We start from the raw sequence: 16,038 nt of genomic DNA on the forward strand, positions 1-16,038 counted from the left end.
GACAGCGACCTGATTGAGTATCTACTTAGCCTGTTCAGCAGCTCGGCGCTGACGCGGATAATTCTGCCCACGCTGCTCGCGGCGGCCTGCTACGGTTGGGGATTTCGTCGCCAGCGGCGGGAAACCCAGTGGCACTACAGTACCGAAGCGATTCTGTTTCTTGGCGTGGTCTTTACCGCCGTGGCGCTGTGGCAACTGGGTGAGCGCCTGGATACCGGCAGCGGCCATATCGCGCCGCTGTTCCTGGCCGGATGCGTGATTTACGGCGCGATTGGCTTCTTTGCCCGCTCTGGGCTGGTATGGCTATTTTTCCTGCTGTCTTTGGGTAACTGGTTTGGTGCGGAAACCGGCTACGTCTCGGGATGGGGGGCCTACTGGCTGGGCATGAGCTATCCGATCCGCTTTGTGCTGTTCGGCGGCGCGCTGCTCGCGCTCTGCTATGGCGCGCAGAAATATTTACGCGAGCGCCAGCTGTTTACCGTCAGCAAAGTGATGGGTCTGACGTATCTGTTTATCGCTCTGTGGATCCTGTCGATTTTTGGTAATTACGATCTGGATAGCTGGTCCAGCATGTCGCAACGACAGCTGTTGCCATGGGGATTGCTGTTCGCTGCAGCGGCAGGGATCTGTATTTATATCAGTCTGAAAAACGATGATGGCATGCTGCGCGGTTTCGGCCTGACGTTCCTGGCTATCAACCTCTATACCCGCTTCTTCGAGTTTTTCTGGGACGGGATGCACAAGGTGGTGTTCTTCCTGATCCTTGCCGTTTCGCTGGCGGTGATTGGTCGCTATGCGGAGCGCATCTGGCACGCAGGGGAGCGGTAGTTAAGGTGGCTGCAAAATACTGCGGTCTATCCCCGGGGGCGGCGCTCGACGCGCCTTGCCCGGGCTACGGGTTAGTACAGTCGGTGGTTTTGTAGCCCGGATAAGGCGACAGCCGCAATCCGGGGATTACCCTGGCGTAAAAAAACCAGAGAATTAAATCTCGGTGATCGTCGTTGCCTGCGGCAGGCGGGATTTCGGCAGGGCGGCGTTGAAATCTTCAACGCTGTGATGGCCGACAGGCACTACCACTAGGCTGGTGTAGCCCTGGGCCTTCAGGTCGAACTCGGCATCGAGGATTGCGAAATCAACGCCTTCAATCGGCACCGCGTCCAGACCCATTGCCGCAACGCCAAGCAGGAAATTGCCAACGTTCAGGTAAACCTGCTTCGCCATCCACTGGTCGTCATCGTGCAGGTCTTTGCGGTGCATATCGGCAAAGAAGGTGCGACCTTTGTGATTCGCGGCTTTGGCTTCAGCATTAGCAAAGCGGCCATCAGCCTCTTCCTGATTCACCACGCGCTCAAGCCAGGCGTCATCCATTGCGGTTTTCGCGCAGAAAACCACCACGTGGGACGCGTCGAGAATTTTACGTTCGTTAAAGACGTAGGTGCCGCTCGCCGCTTTAGCGACGCGCGCTTTACCTTCATCGCTGCTGGCAACGATAAAGTGCCACGGCTGGGAGTTGGTGCTTGACGGGCTGTACTGCAGCAGCGTTTTCAGGTTTTTCGCCTGCTCGGCGGTCAGTTTTTTAGCGGCGTCAAATGCCTTGGTGGAGTAGCGCTTTAAGGCAACCGATACGATATCCATACTCTTCCTCACTGTTTACAACCCCTTGCGGGTGCGTTTCGTGCAGGAAGAGTACAGCGATGTTGGGGAAATGATAAGGGGCAAAAATGCGATAACACTTATCGCGCTGCGCTGAAAATCAACCCGGGCGCAGGCGTTGCTGCTCTTTTTTACTGAGTGTATCGACTATCAGGTTCCACGAATCATTAATCAGCTCAGCCAGCAGGCCCTCGTTGATATCCTCTCCGGGAACCACGGAGATCCAGTGTTTTTTGTTCATGTGGTAGCCAGGCTCAATGCTGCGGTAAATCTCCTGATGAAGCAGTGATTTCTGCGGGTCGCACTTCAGGTTGACCAACGCGCGGCCGTGCGCCGTCATCGTCAGCATAAAAATCCGCCCGCCGACTTTAAACACATCGCACTCCGGGCCAAACGGCCAGCAGTGTTCGGTAAAGGGAAGTTCCAGCGCGATACGGTGCGCTTGTCGATGCAGCGAGAGATGGTCCATCAGATAGTTTCCTCATGCAGAGCCTGCCACATTGCCTCAAAGCCTAATGCAATGAGTTCCCTGGCACGCTGCGGATCGTTGCTGGCGTACTCGATAGTGGTTTCTGCCAGTGACAAAAATAGCGCATCACCAAAGGTGCGATACGCATCGCTAAGAAAAATGGGTTTTACCGAAAGTTGGCATATCTCGTTGAGCTCGGGGAACATTTCTTTGACCCGAGTACGCGTTTCATCGGTAATCCGTTCGCTCAGGGACATGCGGCGTATGGCTTTATGCTCCATCGGTTTGCGCATACCCCAGTCGATATAGCTGTTCCAGATATTACGCGCATTCTCTTTCGGGCGGGTTTCGTTTGGGACAAGACTAGACACCATCACCTGAACTAAACCCGATTTGATAGTGAGATAAAGCTCGTTGAGCAGATCGTCCTTGGTGGCAAAATAGCGAAACAGCGTCCCCTCAGCAACCCCGGCGCTGCGGGCGATGGCGGAGGTTGAGGCGGCGATTCCCGATTGGGCAAAGGCGGCAGTTGCGGCCTCCAGTAACGCTTGCTTTTTATCTTCACTCTTAGGACGAGCCACTACACTTTACCTCACACGTTATAAAAACCTGATCTAAGCATGCCTGACATGGGCACTGCAACGCCGTCTGTCAAAATTTGAAAATCGTCTTGACGACTTTCAGCTTCTTCCTAATAATGAGTGCTTACTCACTCATAATCAAGCCTTATAACAAAAACCTCCAGGAAGGAGGATTTCGCCAGGTCAGGATATGAACCGTATCATCTTCAGTGTGGTCGCCATCATGTTATTAGCGTCAGCAACAACTTTGCCGTTTGTGTTAAATGCCGGATTTGGTCAGGCGCCGCAGGGCGCACAGCTCAGCGTGGTGGAACAGTCCCCTCACTATTATGACGGCCAGTTTCACAACCAGCTGCCGACGCCTGGGTTTACCGGGCAAAAAAATATGCTGGCCGCGTGGTGGGAGTTTCTTGTCGCCAAACGCGAAAACGCCAGACCGGCCCAGCCGCTGCCGCTGGTGAAAACCGATCTGGCCAGTCTGCCGTTAGGGCAGGACACCATGGTCTGGCTCGGGCACTCCTCCTGGTATTTGCAACTGGCCGGTAAACGTATCCTGATTGACCCGGTGTTTAGCAACTATGCTGCACCGTTCTCCTTTATTAATAAGGCTTTTGCCGGGGATTACCCGTGGCATGCTGAAGGAATGCCGGATATCGATCTGCTGATTATCTCGCACGATCATTATGACCATCTCGACTACGCCACCATCAAAGCGCTGATGCCGAAAATCAAGCGCGTGGTAACGCCGCTGGGCGTTGGCTCGCATCTGCGCTACTGGGGCGTCGATAGCGCCATTATTAGCGAAGTGGACTGGAATCAATCGGTACAGGTCAGTGATGAGCTAACGGTTCACGCGCTGCCCGCGCGCCACTTTTCAGGCCGCGGCCTCAAGCGTAACCAGACGCTGTGGGCCAGCTTTATGTTCGTCACTCCGCAGCAGAAAATTTACTACAGCGGCGATAGCGGCTACGGCCCGCACTTTAAAGCCATCGGCGAGCAGTTCGGTGAAGTGGATTTGGCGATTATGGAAAACGGTCAGTACGACCAGGACTGGAAGTACATCCACATGATGCCGGAAGAGACGGCGCAGGCCGCTGACGATTTACACGCTCGTGCGGTGCTGCCGGGCCACGCCGGGCGCTTCGTGCTGGCAAAACATACATGGGACGATCCGTATAAAAGGCTGGCGGAGGCCAGTACAGGGCGGCCGTGGCGACTGCTGACGCCAATGTTGGGTGAGCCGGTTTGGGTCGCGGATAAAACGCAATCATTTAACGCCTGGTGGCGGTAACGATGAGAGTGGTTCAGGAGGAGAGAGGACATATGACTATTTCCGCTCAGGTCATTGATACGATCGTCGAGTGGATTGATGATAATTTGCATCAACCGCTACGTATTGACGATATTGCGCGCCATGCCGGTTACTCGAAATGGCATCTGCAACGACTGTTTTTACAGTACAAAGGGGAGAGTCTGGGGCGTTACATTCGCGAGCGCAAGCTGCTGCTGGCGGCGCGCGATCTGCGCGATACCGATCAGCGGGTTTACGATATTTGCCTGAAATACGGCTTTGACTCGCAGCAAACCTTTACCCGCATTTTCACCCGCACGTTTAACCAGCCTCCGGGTGCCTACCGTAAAGAAAATCACAGCCGCGCCCACTGAAAAGTGTCCGCCGGGGGAAGACCGGCGGACACTTTTCTTACCAGGCGTAATTCACTGTTGCCGTCACCGTCCGACCAATGCCGTAGAAGCAGGCGCTATCGCTGGCGCATGAGGCCACGTATTTGGTGTCCGCAATATTGTTGACGTTGAACTGCACTTTCGCCCCTTTCAGGCTTGAGCTTAATTCGCCTAACTCATAGCTCACCATTGCGTCATACAAATCCACCGCCGGAACCTTAAAGGTGTTTTTCGCATCGCCATAGCTGGTGCCGATATAGCGCACGCCAACGCCCGCCGTCAGGCTTTTTAGCGCGCCGTCCGGCAGGGTATAGCTGGCGAACGCTGAGGCCATATGGGTTGGAATGCGCGCAGGGGTTTTCCCTTCGGTGCCGACCACGGTGGTATTGACGGTTTCCGCATCGGTGTAGGTATAAGAAGCAATCAGGTTGAGGTTATCGAAGACCGTCGCGTGCGCTTCGGCTTCCACCCCTTTCGAACGAACCTTACCGCTATTTTCAAACCATCCGGCCGCGCTGTTGTAGGTGGCGACGTTGCTCTGCGTCAGGTCATACAGCGCGAGGGTCATTAACGCGTTTGGGTTCGGCTGATATTTCAGGCCCACTTCTACCTGCTTGCCTTCGCTTGGATCGAACGGCCCGACGCCCGGCGCGCGGTTGGTTTGTAGATTAGGTTCGAACGAAGTGCTGTAACTGATATAGGGCGAGAGGCCGAAATCAAAGGCGTACAGCAACCCGGTACGCCAGGTGAACTTACTGTCATTCTGCTGGGTGCTGCTGGCGTCGGTAAAATCAGTGGTGCGTACTTCTGCCCAGTCGTAGCGCCCGGAAACCAGCAGCTCCCAATTTTGCCAGCTCAGCTGATCCTGGAGATAAATTCCCGCCTGGTCGAGATTTTGCTGCTCATCGCTGGCGGTGCTGAAGGTGCTTTCATCAACGCTAACGCCGTAAGAAGGACTGCGCCAGTCGATATCGTACTGTGAGCCGCCGGCGCGGCCGAGGTACTGTTTATCTTTACTGGTTTTGTAATCCAGACCACCAATCACCGTATGTGCCACCTGGCCGCTGGCAAACTGCGCCTCAAGCTGGTTATCAATACCAAACTCATCGGTCTGGCGCTCTTCATGTTGGGCGCGGCGCGAGAGTACGGAACTGTTGGCTGCGCTGGTGGTATAAACCAGATAGCGGTACTTCTGTTTGATGGTCGCGTAGCGGGCGTTCTGCCGCAGGGTGAAGGTATCGTTTAGCTGGTGCTCGAATTCATAACCAATCATCGTTTGTTCGCGCCACGACTGATTGTAGTTAGGGTCGCTGACGTTAAAATCGCGCGGAATATAGCTTCCGTCGACGCTTTCCACGGTGCCGTAGCGCGGCAAGAAGTTACGGTAACCGGCATCCGGGTCTTTCTGGTAGCTGGTTAACAGGGTAAAGCGGGTGGCGTCGTTAGGATACCAGGTCAGTGCCGGGGCAATGGCCATCCGCGTCTCTTTGTAGTCATCTATCTGATTATTCTGGGTGCGGGCGATCCCGTTCAGGCGATAGAGCAGATGGCCGTCATCGCTCAGCGGACCGCCAAAATCGAAGGCCCCTTCGGCAAGGTTGTTATTGCCGGTACGGAACTGCACTTCATGAATCGGCTGGCTGGTGGGGCGTTTGCTGGTCATGCTGATAAGCCCGCCAGGATTAACCTGACCAAACAGCACCGAGGCCGGGCCGCGCACCAGCTCAACGCGCTCCAGCAGCCACGGGTCGAAAGTCCCGGTCTGTGAGGAGGCAGTGGCCCCGTAGCTCAGGCCATCGAGGAATTTGGGCACGTAGCTAAAGCCGCGCACGAAAACTTCGTCGTTGCGGTTAGAGGCACCGCGATATTCGGTAAAGACGCCTGCGCTATAGCGCAGCGCCTGGGAAACCGAGGTGACATCCAGCGCCTGCATTTGATCGCGGGTGACCACCGATACCGACTGCGGCGTCTTGACGATCTCTGCGGCAGTTTTCGTCGCCGACAGCGTCTTTGTTGCCACAATTCCCTTTAGCGGCGCTGTTGGATCTTCGCCGTTGCCTGCGGTGACAACGATCGTTTCCTCCGCCGCCAGCGCCTGCCCGCCGAAGGTGGATACCGCGAGGCTCGCGGCCCAGAGTGCTGTTATCTTATTATATTTAAACATTTTTATGATTTTTCCTTGGTTAAGTCGCCATCAAAAAAACCGCCATCTTCGTGATGAATCGTCCAGCGGCTGTCATTAACGGCGTCAATGTTATTGCAAATAGTTATTATTTGCATTAGCGTTATTAACAAATTTTTACAAGGAAATATCGGGCAATGAAGACGGCGTGGAGCGGCCTGCTAATTGGCATGAGTGCCTTACCGGCAGCGGCGATGAACTGTGAATCACCTTCTTTACAAGGTGAACTGCAGGGGAAGTTTGATGCCAGCGGCGAGGTCTGTTTTGACCTGCCAAAGCTGGGTGAGAACTATGTTGCGGCGACTCTCTCCGGCGTCACCGATGCCCGACTGCTGGATGAGAACAATCGTCGCCTGCGCACGCTATTGGCAGGCGGCCCGGCAGATGGAGAACAAACTTTGCTATTTTCTCTGCCGGTAAACCGTGCCTCCTCACTGGTACTGCACGGTGAAGAGGGCGCGCGCTGGCGTTTTCAATGGCAGATGCGAGAGACTACCGCGCTGGCAAAAACACAGGCGCTGGATCCGGTCAGTCCGCGTCTGCAGCAGCTTAAGCGCGAGCTGGCGGCAGGAGGTTCAACGGCGAATTTCTGGCAGGAGCGTGAACTGGAAGGAACGCCCATGGTGGAACCGGTGGACGCCAGCCATAAGCGAGTGACTTTCCTGTGGCGCGGGGCGAGCCAGAACGTGTTTATTCTGGGTTCTCCGGCGGGAGATCACGATCCGCTGTTTCGCCTCGGCGACTCCGATGTTTGGTTTCGCAGCTACGTGGTGCCCGCCGATACCCTAATGCAATATAAGCTGGCTCCGGATGTGCCGCAGGTGGCGGGCAGCGCGCGGGAGCAGCGGCGAGCGATTCTGGTCAGCGCCCAGGCCGATCCGCTCAACCCCAACAGCGTCAACGCTGCCCAGGATCGCTGGAGTCGCTACTCTTTGCTGGCGCTTAATCCTGCACGTTTTTGCTCGGTGCAACGTATGACGCAGCCGCTGCGCTACGGCACCTTAACCCGCCACCAGCTACGTAGCGACTTCCTGCAAAATACACGAGAAGTGATGATTTACCGTCCGCGTTTGCCGCAGCCCGCGCGCTGGACCTTGATGCTGTTCGATGGCAAAACGTACCAGGACGAGTACCGCTTCGCGAACGTGCTGGACTCCCTGATCGCCAGCCATGTGCTGCCGCCGATTAACGTGGTGTTTATCGATAGCCTTGATCATACGCGACGGGCAAAAGAGCTGCCGCCAAACCCCCACTTCGCCGATTTTATGGCTCATGAACTGCTGCCGTGGCTGAACCGGCAGGGACTCAGCCTGACCCGGCAAAAAACCGTGGTTGCAGGCTCCAGCTACGGCGGGCTGGCCGCATCCTGGGTGGCGATGCGCTATCCGCGACAGTTTGGCAACGTGCTGAGCTTGTCCGGGTCGTACTGGTGGGCACCGAAAGGAGAAGAGGCCAGTTGGCTGACGCGGCAGTACCAGCAATCGCCGCGCTATCCGGTACGTTTCTGGCTACAGGCGGGTAAATTCGAAACCAGCGGGCCGGACGGTGGCATTTATGCCAATACCCTCGAATTTGAGCAGGTACTGAGAGAGAAGGGTTATGCGGTGAGCTTCCATCCCTCGTCCAGCGGTCACGATTACGCTGCCTGGTGCGAGGCGCTGGTCAACGGTATGCGTGACTTGACCGGCTTAACGCTCAAGGGAAAACCAGCGACGCCACACCCAGCGCAACACCACATACTCAATAGCGCCCAGCGCTAAGAACCACAGGCAAAAGATCAGCGTATAAAGCTGGTTGAGATCCATCAGGTGGAACATCTCAACCAGCTTTTGCGCCAGCGTCAGGCCAAGAGACGGTGCTGGCAGCAGCAGGCAGGATATCAACGCCAGCAGAAGAATGCCGGCGGCGCTGAGGAGCGTTTCTAGCGGATGTTTCATTATTTGTTAATCATCAGTTAAAAACATATTGTCCGGTAAAAACTGAATCAATGCAATATAGTTTCGCAGGGAATTAAATTACGCCTTAAGTATTATTTATAATAATCCTCTTTCATTTCCATGTTAATTAATTTAGGCATATTTGTGATTAAATTAATTACACCGGACTGTAAATTAACGTCATTATTAAGCCAGCGCTTTTACAAAAGTATAGGTGCTATATCCCACCAGAGTAGCGATAATAATGGCCAGCAAGATGTACAGCACCAGACGGCGTCCGCGGTAGATTCCAAACATAGTAGACCTCGTTTAGTTTTGGTTTATTAATATTTTGCAATTATTGTTTTATAGAATTAACTTACCACAAATTTTGTATTTGCGAGAGACTAAATATTGTGCAAGCTCAAATTATCTCCCGCCTGTTTTTTAATTTTCTCATTGGCCCGGAATGATTCCAGGCTTTCCGCCTCACGGAATTTTAAGGGAGATATATTTTGACCAAAATGATCAAAACTAATAATACCACCCCCTCAGGGGATGCCGCGCCACGCCGGGCATATCAGCAGACCGTTGATGCGGTGCTGGCGCAGAAAAACAGCCATACCAGCGGACTGAACTCCGCTGAAGCCGCCGAGCGTCTGCAGACCTTCGGCCCGAATGCGTTACCAGAGAAGAAAGGCAAGCCCGCCTGGCTGCGCTTTCTCGCCCATTTTAACGACGTACTGATTTTTGTCCTGCTGGCTGCTGCCGCGCTTACGGCGGTAATGGGCCACTGGGTTGATACCCTGGTTATCCTTGGCGTCACGGTGATCAATGCCCTGATCGGCCATATCCAGGAGAGCAATGCTGAAAAATCGCTACAGGGCATCCGCAATATGCTCTCCAGCGACGCCCGCGTGCAGCGCAACGGTAAGCATGAAACCATCCCGACCCGCGACCTGGTTCCGGGCGATATCGTCATTCTGCGCGCGGGAGACCGTGTGCCTGCCGATATGCGCCTGATTGAAACTCACAATCTGCGGGTGGAAGAAGCGATTCTGACCGGTGAGTCGACGGTTGTGGATAAAACCACCGACGCGCTGGAAGGTGAACTGCCGCTGGGCGATCGCACGAATATGCTGTTCTCCGGCACCACCATCAGCGCCGGCGGCGGCGTTGGCGTAGTGACCGCTACCGGTCAGGAGACCGAACTCGGCCACATCAACCAAATGATGGCGGGTATTGAGAAGCACCGCACGCCGCTGCTGGTGCAGATGGACAAGCTCGGCAAAGCGATTTTCGTCATTATCCTGGCGATGATGGCCGCGCTGTTCGTCTTCAGCCTGGCGCTGCGCGACATTCCTCTCGGTGAGCTGCTGCTCTCCCTGATTAGCCTGGCGGTTGCCGCTGTGCCGGAAGGTTTACCGGCGATTATCTCGATTATTCTCTCCCTCGGCGTACAGGCGATGGCGCGTCAGCGGGCGATTATCCGCAAGCTGCCGACGGTGGAAACCCTGGGCGCAATGACCGTGGTGTGCTCGGATAAAACCGGCACCCTGACGATGAACGAGATGACCGTCAAAGCGATCATCACTGCCGATTGCTGCTACCGTGTTGAAGGCGACAGCTACGAGCCGCAGGGCAACATCTGCCTGGAAGGCAGCGATGAGCCGGTGCAGATTAAACCGGGCAGCGTGCTGGAAACCTACCTGCGCACTATCGACCTGTGTAACGACAGCCAGATGATTCAGGACGAGCGCGGCCTGTGGGGTATTACCGGCGGGCCGACCGAAGGGGCACTGAAGGTATTGGCGGCGAAAGCGCAGCTGGAGCCGGTTGACGCGCGCCTGGTCGCGAAAATTCCGTTCGACTCGCAGTACAAGTACATGGCGACCCATCAGAAAATGGGTGACGTCGAGCGGGTGCTGATTACCGGCGCGCCGGACGTGATTTTTGCCATGTGCCGCCAGCAGATGAGCAAGCAGGGCGCGGTACCGTTCGAGCCGCAGTACTGGGAAGAGGAAATGGCGCGCTTTGCCCGTCAGGGCCTGCGCATGGTTGCCGCCGCCTACAAACCGGCTAACGTTGGTAGCACCACGCTGACCCACGACGATCTCCGCGAAGGTCTGGTCTTCCTTGGCATTGCCGGGATGATGGATCCGCCGCGCCCGGAAGCGATTGACGCTATCCACGCCTGCCAGAATGCGGGGATCCGCGTGAAGATGATTACCGGCGACCACCCGCAGACGGCGATGAGCATCGGCCAAATGCTGGGGATTACTAACAGCCGTCAGGCGATGACCGGCTACCAGCTGGAGCATATGGATGACGCCGAGCTGGCGAAAGCCGCCGTTGAGTACGATATTTTTGCCCGCACCAGCCCGGAGCATAAGCTACGCCTGGTGAAAGCGCTGCAGGATAACGGTGAAGTGGTTGGCATGACCGGCGATGGCGTCAACGATGCTCCGGCGCTGCGTCAGGCCGACGTCGGCATCGCCATGGGTATCAAAGGAACCGAGGTGACCAAAGAGGCCGCCGACATGGTTCTGACCGATGACAACTTTGCCACCATCGCCAGTTCGGTCAAAGAGGGGCGTCGGGTCTACGACAACCTGAAGAAAACCATTCTGTTTATTATGCCGACCAACCTGGCGCAGGGGCTGCTGATTATCATCGCCCTGCTGGCGGGGAACATTATTCCGCTGACGCCGGTGCTGATTTTGTGGATGAACATGGCGACCTCCGCCACGCTCTCCTTCGGTCTCGCGTTTGAAGCTGCCGAGCGCAACGCGATGAACCGCCCGCCGCGTAAAACAGGCCAGCACGTGATGGACGCTTTTGCCGTCTGGCGCGTCGCTTTCGTCGGTACGATGATTGCCGTCGCCGCCTTTATTCTTGAGGCCTGGCTGGCACCGCGCGGCCACAGCCCGGAGTTTATCCGCACCGTGCTGCTGCAGATGCTGGTGACCGCGCAGTGGGTCTATATGATTAACTGCCGCAGCAGCGACAGCTTCTCGCTGAACATGGGGCTGCTGCGTAACAAAGGCATCTGGCTGGTAAGCGGCGTGCTGCTGCTGATGCAGCTGGTCATCATCTACGTACCGGTGATGCAGACGATGTTTGGTACCGAAGGGCTGCCGCTGCGCTACTGGTTCATCACTCTGGTCATCGGTATTGCGATGTTCCTGGTGGTCGAAGTTGAGAAACGCCTGACCCGCCGTTTCCGCAAAACCGCGTAGTCTGTCTGATTCGTCCGGCGTCCCTTCTCCTGCGGGAGGAGGGACGCCGCATCGTCGTAAGGAATTCCCCCCCATGAAAAAGATCATCCGCTCCGCCTTGCTGGCCTGCGGCCTGGCAGGCTACGCCCTGACGATCGCCGCCGCTCCGGCGATTCCGGTGCGCGTTGCCACCGTTGAGCAAGCGCCGCATGCCAACGAGCGGCAAATTTCTGGTCGCGTTGAGGCCATCCACTCCGTTGATATTCGCGCCCGTACTGAAGGGGCGATCGTGCAGCGCCATTTTCAGGATGGGCAGTACGTCAATAAAGGCGATCTGTTGTTTACCCTTGATGACGCCCAGCCCAAATCCGCGCTGGCGCTGGCGCAGGCCGAGCTGAGAAGCGCGCAAGCTTCGCTCCGTCAGGCCCAGCAGCTGTTAAGCCGCTACCAGCAGCTAAAAAATAACCACTCGATCAGCCGCAATGACGTGGATACCGCGCAGATGCAGCGTGATGTCGCCGCCGCCGCCGTGGAGCAGGCGCAGGCGCGCATTGCCGCCCAGCAAATTACGCTCGGCTACACCCGTATAACTTCGCCGGTCACCGGACGCGTCGGCCATAGCGCGTTTCACGTCGGTAGCCTGGTCAATCCCTCCAGCGGCGTGCTGGTGGACGTGGTCCAGCTTGATCCGATTCGCGTCGCCTTCTCACTCGATGAAACCGCCTTTTTCGACAAAGCGGGCCAGCATGCGGATATTGCCGCGCTGAAGCAGGCGTGGATAGCGCAGGTCGATGTTGATGGGCAGCGGCAAAACGGTGTACTGACCTCCGTCGATAACCGCATTGATAGCCGCACTGCCAGCGTGGCGCTGCGTGCTGAATTTGCAAACCCGCGGCACCGTCTGCTGCCCGGCGCTAACGTGGCGATTTTCTTTCGTCCGCAGCAGCTTGCGCAAAGCCCGATGATCCCGGCATCTGCGATGCAGCAGGACGCGCAGGGCTTTTACTGCTGGGTAATGACGGCGGACAACACCGTAGCGATGCGCCGTATCACCCCTGGCGGCCAGCAGGGGCAGCAGTTTGCGGTGGTGGAAGGTATTAATGCGGGCGAGCGCGTGGTGACGGAAGGCGCCCAGCGCCTGCGTGATGGCGTAGCCGTTCAACTGCTCAACTAAAGAGGGGGAAGGGATGCTGACATTTTTTATCCGTCGCCCGCGTTTTGCGATGGTGATTGCGCTGCTGATGACTTTTATCGGCGCGGTATCGCTAAAGCTGATCCCGGTCGAGCAATATCCGCAGATTACGCCGCCGGTCATCAACGTTAGCGCCAGTTGGCCGGGCGCCAGCGCGGCGGACGTGGCACAAGCCATTGCCGCGCCGCTGGAGACTCAGCTCAACGGCGTTGACCATATGTTGTATATGGAATCTACCAGCTCCGATGAAGGCACCTACAGCCTGAGCCTGACCTTTGCTGCCGGTACCGATGCCGATTTAGCGGCAATTGATGTGCAGAATCGCGTTTCCCAGGCCGTGGCGCAGCTTCCTGCCGAAGTGCAGCAGAACGGCGTGCAGGTGCGCAAACGGGCAACGAACCTGCTGATGGGCGTGAGCCTTTATTCGCCGCTCGGGACGCTATCGCCGCTGTTTGTCAGCAACTACGCCAGTACCCAGGTGCGCGAGGCGCTGGCGCGCTTGCCGGGCGTTGGCGAAGTCCAGATGTTCGGCGCGCGCGACTACAGCATGCGCATCTGGCTGCGACCTGATCGCATGAACGCCCTGAATATCACTAGCGATGATATTTCCCAGGCGCTACGCGAGCAAAACGTACAGGGCGCGGCGGGGCAGGTGGGGACGCCGCCGGTATTTAACGGCCAGCAGCGGACCCTGACCATCAACGGTATCGGTCGGCTGAGCGATGCCGCCAGCTTCGGGCAGATTGTGGTGCGCAGCGGCGAACGCGGTCAGCTGGTGCGCCTGTCGGACGTGGCAACCATTGAGCTGGGCGCGCGTAGCTACAGCTCTGGCGCACAGCTCAACGGTAAAGACTCCGCGTATCTTGGCATCTACCCGACGCCAACCGCCAACTCGCTGCAGGTTGCCAGCGCGGTGCGCGCCGAGCTGACCCGGCTGCACGCGCGTTTCCCGGCGGATCTGACCTGGGAGGTGAAGTTTGATACCACCCGCTTTGTGGCGGCGACGATCAAAGAGATCGGCGTATCGCTGGCGTTGACCCTGCTGGCGGTGGTGGTCGTGGTGTCTTTGTTCCTGCAAAGCTGGCGGGCAACGCTGATAGTGGCTCTGGCAATTCCGGTATCGCTTATCGGTACCTTTGCCGTGCTCTATTCGCTGGGCTACAGCGCTAATACGCTGAGCCTGTTCGCGATTATTCTCGCCCTGACCATGGTGGTGGATGACGCCATCGTGGTGGTGGAGAGCGTAGAGACGAAAATGGCGGAGGGACTGGATCGCGGGGCCGCTACCGCCGAGGCGCTGCGGCAAATCGCTGGTCCGGTGATCGCGACGACCTTAGTGCTGCTGGCGGTATTTGTTCCGGTGGCGATGCTGCCGGGGATCGTCGGCGAGCTGTATCGCCAGTTTGCGGTGACGCTATCGACGGCAGTAACGCTATCGAGCCTGGTGGCGCTGACCCTGACACCCGCGCTGTGCGCACTGCTGCTGCGCCCGCGTCCGGAAAGGCCTGCCGCTATCTGGCGCGGCTTTAACCGCGGCCTGGATAAGGTGCGCGATGGCTACGGGCGTCTGGTGGGAGGCATGAATCGTCGTCCCTGGCTGGCGCTGGCCGCGACGGCGACGGCTGCCGGGCTGGTGGTCTTTAGCTTCACCACCATGCCGAAGGGCTTTCTGCCGCAGGAAGATCAGGGCTACTTCTTTGCCAGCGTGCAGCTGCCTGAAGCCGCCTCGCTGGAGCGTACCGAAGCGGTAATGGCCCAGGCGCGGGAGCTGTTGCTGGGAAATCCGGCAGTTGAGGATGTGATTCAGGTGTCTGGCTTCAATATTCTTAACGGCACCAGCGCCTCGAACGGCGGGTTTATCTCGGTGATGCTGAAAGACTGGCATCAGCGACCGCCGCTGGATTCGGTAATGGAGAAACTACAGGGCCAGCTGATGGGGCTGCCGGAAGCGACGATTATGACTTTTGCGCCGCCGACGTTGCCGGGGCTGGGTAACGCCTCCGGATTCAATTTACGCATCCTGGCGCAGGCCGGGCAATCTCCGGCGGAACTGGAGCAGGTGACGCACCAGGTTCTGAGGGTGGCGAACCAGCATTCGCAGTTGAGTCGGGTATTTACCACCTGGAGCAGCAACGTCCCACAGCTCACGCTCAACGTTGATCGCGACCAGGCGGCGCGGCTAAACGTGCCGGTTGCAAGGATTTTCAGCAGCCTGCAAACCGCGTTTGGCGGCACCCGCGCCGGGGATTTCAGCACCAACAATCGCGTTTACCATGTGGTGATGCAAAACGAGATGCAGTGGCGCGAGCGGGCAGAGCAGATTAGCGAGCTGTACGTGCGCAGCGACAGCGGCGAGCGGGTTCGTCTGAGCAATCTGGTGACGATTACGCCGACGTTGGGCGCGCCGTTTATTCAGCAATATAACCAGTCTCCATCGGTATCGGTGAGCGGCTCGGCGGCAGAAGGCGTCAGCAGCCGCACGGCGATGGCGGTGATGGAGCAGATTTTACAATCGAACCTGCCGCAGGGGTATGACTACGCCTGGAGCGGAATTTCGTGGCAGGAGCAGCAAACCGGCAACCAGGCGGTGTGGATTGTGCTGGCGGCGGTGGCGATGGCGTGGCTGTTCCTCGTTGCGCAGTATGAAAGCTGGACGCTTCCGGCGAGCGTGATGCTGTCGGTGCTGTTCGCCATCGGCGGGTCGCTGTTGTGGTTATGGTGGGCCGGTTACGCCAACGATGTTTACGTGCAGATTGGTCTGGTGTTGCTGATTGCGCTAGCGGCGAAGAATGCGATTTTGATCGTCGAATTTGCCAGGGCAAAGCGCGAAGAGGGGATGTCGATAGTCGACGCCGCCCGCGAAGGGGCGACTCGCCGCTTCCGGGCGGTGATGATGACGGCGGTTTCCTTCATCATTGGGATTATGCCGATGATGCTCGCCACCGGCGCCGGAGCGCAGAGTCGACGGATTATCGGTACCACGGTGTTTAGCGGCATGCTAGTGGCGACGGTGATTGGCATTCTGTTTATTCCGTCGCTGTACGTGCTGTTCCAGCGCCTGCGCGAGTGGGGGCATCGGCGGATGTAGGTGCGCCTCGGGCCTGGTAGCCCGGACAGGCGCGCCAGCGCCGCCTCCGGGGAGAT

General features: G+C 57.4%; 12 protein-coding genes. 7 read left to right on the forward strand and 5 right to left on the reverse strand.

The genetic code is table 11. From position 1 onward, the window contains the following. Window positions 1-828 (forward strand): DUF2157 domain-containing protein (locus QVF11_RS03465; protein ID WP_287855232.1); only part of this gene is annotated, 828 nt, incomplete at its 5' end. 153 nt (window positions 829-981) lie between these two features. Here QVF11_RS03465 and nfsB read toward each other — a convergent pair. The 3 genes from nfsB to QVF11_RS03480 form a co-directional block, all read right to left on the reverse strand. Continuing rightward, entirely contained in the window at window positions 982-1,635 is a 654-nt protein-coding gene (nfsB, locus tag QVF11_RS03470; protein ID WP_110273212.1) for an oxygen-insensitive NAD(P)H nitroreductase, read from the reverse strand. Window positions 1,636-1,753: 118 nt separating this feature from the next. Next, window positions 1,754-2,122 (reverse strand): MmcQ/YjbR family DNA-binding protein, encoded by a 369-nt coding sequence (locus QVF11_RS03475; RefSeq protein WP_287855233.1) that lies wholly within the window; start codon window positions 2,120-2,122, stop codon window positions 1,754-1,756. Beyond that, window positions 2,122-2,703 (reverse strand): TetR/AcrR family transcriptional regulator, encoded by a 582-nt coding sequence (locus QVF11_RS03480; RefSeq protein ID WP_110273214.1) that lies wholly within the window; start codon window positions 2,701-2,703, stop codon window positions 2,122-2,124. Before QVF11_RS03480 ends, QVF11_RS03475 begins: the two co-directional genes overlap by 1 nt. A 190-nt stretch (window positions 2,704-2,893) precedes the next feature. Between QVF11_RS03480 and QVF11_RS03485 the strand changes: the two genes are divergently transcribed. After that, window positions 2,894-3,994, forward strand: coding sequence for an MBL fold metallo-hydrolase (locus tag QVF11_RS03485; RefSeq protein ID WP_287855234.1), 1,101 nt, complete (start codon window positions 2,894-2,896; stop codon window positions 3,992-3,994). Between the two features lie 32 nt (window positions 3,995-4,026). After that, window positions 4,027-4,368 (forward strand): RamA family antibiotic efflux transcriptional regulator, encoded by a 342-nt coding sequence (locus tag QVF11_RS03490; protein ID WP_004848570.1) that lies wholly within the window; start codon window positions 4,027-4,029, stop codon window positions 4,366-4,368. Between the two features lie 37 nt (window positions 4,369-4,405). Here QVF11_RS03490 and QVF11_RS03495 read toward each other — a convergent pair whose 3' ends face one another. Then, window positions 4,406-6,550, reverse strand: coding sequence for a TonB-dependent siderophore receptor (locus QVF11_RS03495; RefSeq protein WP_287855235.1), 2,145 nt, complete (start codon window positions 6,548-6,550; stop codon window positions 4,406-4,408). A 155-nt stretch (window positions 6,551-6,705) separates the two neighbouring features. On the opposite strand from QVF11_RS03495, the gene QVF11_RS03500 reads away from it, so the two are divergent. After that, on the forward strand, window positions 6,706-8,328 hold the full coding sequence (locus QVF11_RS03500) for an alpha/beta hydrolase-fold protein (RefSeq protein WP_287855236.1): 1,623 nt from the start codon (window positions 6,706-6,708) through the stop codon (window positions 8,326-8,328). On the opposite strand, the gene QVF11_RS03505 is transcribed toward QVF11_RS03500, so the two are convergent. Beyond that, window positions 8,257-8,505, reverse strand: coding sequence for a DUF1158 domain-containing protein (locus tag QVF11_RS03505; RefSeq protein ID WP_112215318.1), 249 nt, complete (start codon window positions 8,503-8,505; stop codon window positions 8,257-8,259). The genes QVF11_RS03500 and QVF11_RS03505 overlap by 72 nt on opposite strands. A 503-nt stretch (window positions 8,506-9,008) precedes the next feature. On the opposite strand from QVF11_RS03505, the gene QVF11_RS03510 reads away from it, so the two are divergent. The 3 genes from QVF11_RS03510 (at window position 9,009) to QVF11_RS03520 (ending at window position 15,982) form a co-directional block, all read left to right on the forward strand. Further along, entirely contained in the window at window positions 9,009-11,723 is a 2,715-nt protein-coding gene (locus tag QVF11_RS03510; protein WP_287855241.1) for a cation-transporting P-type ATPase, read from the forward strand. A 73-nt stretch (window positions 11,724-11,796) separates the two neighbouring features. Continuing rightward, window positions 11,797-12,876, forward strand: coding sequence for an efflux RND transporter periplasmic adaptor subunit (locus QVF11_RS03515; RefSeq protein ID WP_287855237.1), 1,080 nt, complete (start codon window positions 11,797-11,799; stop codon window positions 12,874-12,876). Window positions 12,877-12,889: 13 nt separating this feature from the next. Next, window positions 12,890-15,982, forward strand: coding sequence for an efflux RND transporter permease subunit (locus tag QVF11_RS03520; RefSeq protein ID WP_287855238.1), 3,093 nt, complete (start codon window positions 12,890-12,892; stop codon window positions 15,980-15,982). The last annotated feature ends 56 nt before the right edge of the window (window positions 15,983-16,038 follow it).

The sequence above is a fragment of the Klebsiella sp. genome (assembly GCF_027492335.1).
GTDB classification, from domain to species: domain Bacteria; phylum Pseudomonadota; class Gammaproteobacteria; order Enterobacterales; family Enterobacteriaceae; genus Klebsiella; species Klebsiella huaxiensis.

Coding starts and splice junctions, on each gene's coding strand:
- nfsB (WP_110273212.1), bottom strand. CDS start 1,635: ATGGATATCGTATCGGTTGCCTTAAAGCGCTACTCCACCAAGGCATTT.
- QVF11_RS03475 (WP_287855233.1), bottom strand. CDS start 2,122: ATGGACCATCTCTCGCTGCATCGACAAGCGCACCGTATCGCGCTGGAA.
- QVF11_RS03485 (WP_287855234.1), top strand. CDS start 2,894: ATGAACCGTATCATCTTCAGTGTGGTCGCCATCATGTTATTAGCGTCA.
- QVF11_RS03490 (WP_004848570.1), top strand. CDS start 4,027: ATGACTATTTCCGCTCAGGTCATTGATACGATCGTCGAGTGGATTGAT.
- QVF11_RS03495 (WP_287855235.1), bottom strand. CDS start 6,550: ATGTTTAAATATAATAAGATAACAGCACTCTGGGCCGCGAGCCTCGCG.
- QVF11_RS03500 (WP_287855236.1), top strand. CDS start 6,706: ATGAAGACGGCGTGGAGCGGCCTGCTAATTGGCATGAGTGCCTTACCG.
- QVF11_RS03505 (WP_112215318.1), bottom strand. CDS start 8,505: ATGAAACATCCGCTAGAAACGCTCCTCAGCGCCGCCGGCATTCTTCTG.
- QVF11_RS03510 (WP_287855241.1), top strand. CDS start 9,009: ATGATCAAAACTAATAATACCACCCCCTCAGGGGATGCCGCGCCACGC.
- QVF11_RS03515 (WP_287855237.1), top strand. CDS start 11,797: ATGAAAAAGATCATCCGCTCCGCCTTGCTGGCCTGCGGCCTGGCAGGC.
- QVF11_RS03520 (WP_287855238.1), top strand. CDS start 12,890: ATGCTGACATTTTTTATCCGTCGCCCGCGTTTTGCGATGGTGATTGCG.